Annotated in this window: 1 protein-coding gene; it reads right to left on the reverse strand. The window is 31.6% G+C overall.

Annotated features, from left to right (window positions below):
* Nucleotides 1-42 precede the first annotated feature (42 nt).
* A complete protein-coding gene (aspS, locus tag G3997_RS08620) occupies nt 43-1,833 on the reverse strand; it encodes an aspartate--tRNA ligase (RefSeq protein ID WP_296645373.1) in 1,791 nt (596 codons plus the stop codon).
* Nucleotides 1,834-1,934: the final 101 nt, after the last annotated feature.

A 1,934-nucleotide genomic window follows, 5' to 3' on the forward strand; every position in this document is an offset into this window, starting at 1 on the left:
ATATAAAAAAATGACCACACATAATGTATGGTCATTTTTTTATTACTCTTGAGTTTCTAAAGCAAGTTGTATGCTTAATTCTTTAAGTTGTTCTTCATCTGCTACTGCTGGAGCATTTGTCATTGGACAAACTGCACTTTGGTTTTTAGGGAATGCTATAACATCTTTTATGTTAGTAGTTCCTGCAAGTATCATTATTAATCTATCTAGTCCAAATGCTATTCCTGCATGTGGTGGTGTTCCATATTTAAATGCATCTAATAAGAATCCAAACTTTTCGTAAGCTTCTTCTTCAGAAAGTCCTAATGCAGCAAACATTCTCTTTTGAACGTCAGAGTTGAATATTCTAACACTTCCTCCACCTACTTCATATCCATTTATAACTATATCGTAAGCCTTAGCTCTTAAAGATGCTTTATCTCCATCTTCTAATTTATCTAAGTCTTCATCTATAGGAGATGTGAATGGGTGATGTTTAGCTATGAATCTTCCTGTTTCTTCGTCTTCTTCGAATAATGGGAATTCAGTTACCCATAACATTTTGTATTCATTGTTATTTAATAAATCAAGTCTTCTTGCAACTTCAAGTCTAACTTGACCTAATGCATCAAATACTACTGAGTCCTTGTCAGCAACGAATAATAATAAGTCGCCTTCTTTAGCATTCATTCTATCAAGTATTGCAGTTATTTCTTCTTCATTGAAGAATTTAGCTATTGGAGAAGTAACTTCTCTGTTAGCTCCTATCTTCATCCAAGCAAGACCTTTAGCTTTATAAGTCTTAGCATGGTCTTCTAATTTACCTATTTGCTTTTTAGTAAATTCTTCTGCTTTACCTTCTACGTTTATACCTCTAACACTCATACCTTTTTTAGTTGCATTTGCAAATACTCCAAATCCACAGTTAGCTACTATATCAGATATGTTAGTTAATTCATATCCAAATCTAGTGTCAGGCTTGTCTGAACCATATCTTTCCATAGCTTCTGAGTAAGGCATAACTGGAAGTGGTAAGCTAACTTCTACATTTAATACCTCTTTGAATATTCTTTGTACCATTTTTTCCATTATAGCTCTAACATCTTCTTCTTCAACAAATGACATTTCACAGTCTATTTGAGTAAATTCAGGTTGTCTATCAGCTCTTAAGTCTTCATCTCTGAAACACTTAACTATTTGGAAGTATCTATCCATACCACTTACCATTAATAATTGCTTAAATAATTGTGGTGATTGTGGTAATGCATAGAATTTACCTTCATTAACTCTACTTGGCACTAAGTAATCTCTAGCACCTTCTGGAGTTGGTTTTATTAAGAATGGAGTTTCTATTTCACAGAAATTATTTTCAGTTAAATAATTTCTAACTATACCAGCTACTCTACTTCTTAACATTAAGTTCTTTTGCATAGATGGTTTTCTTAAATCTAAGTATCTATATTTTAATCTTAATTCTTCTGAAACATTATCGTCATCTTTTATATATATTGGTGGTGTTTCTGATTTATTTAATACTTTTAATTCAGTAGCAAATACTTCTATATCACCAGTTGGCATATTAGGGTTTTTAGATGATCTTTCTGCAACTTTCCCCTTAACTGCAACAACATATTCAGAACCTAATTTTTCTGCTTTAGCAAAAGCTTCAGCATTTACATCAGTATCAAATATTATTTGACATAATCCACTTCTATCTCTTAGGTCAACGAATACTAATCCCCCTAAGTTTCTTTTCTTTTGTACCCATCCCATAAGTACAACTTCTTCATTTATATTGCTCTCTCTTAAGTCCCCACAGTAATGAGTTCTCTTTAAGCCATTCAGAGTTTCCATTGCTTTGCCTCCAAGTATTTATTTTAATATATTAGTTTTTATATACATTAACGTACTATAAAAGCATAAAATTTTATGTTTTTATAATAACCTTAGTATTA

It is taken from the genome of Romboutsia sp. 13368 (assembly GCF_018336475.1).
Lineage (GTDB): Bacteria > Bacillota > Clostridia > Peptostreptococcales > Peptostreptococcaceae > Romboutsia.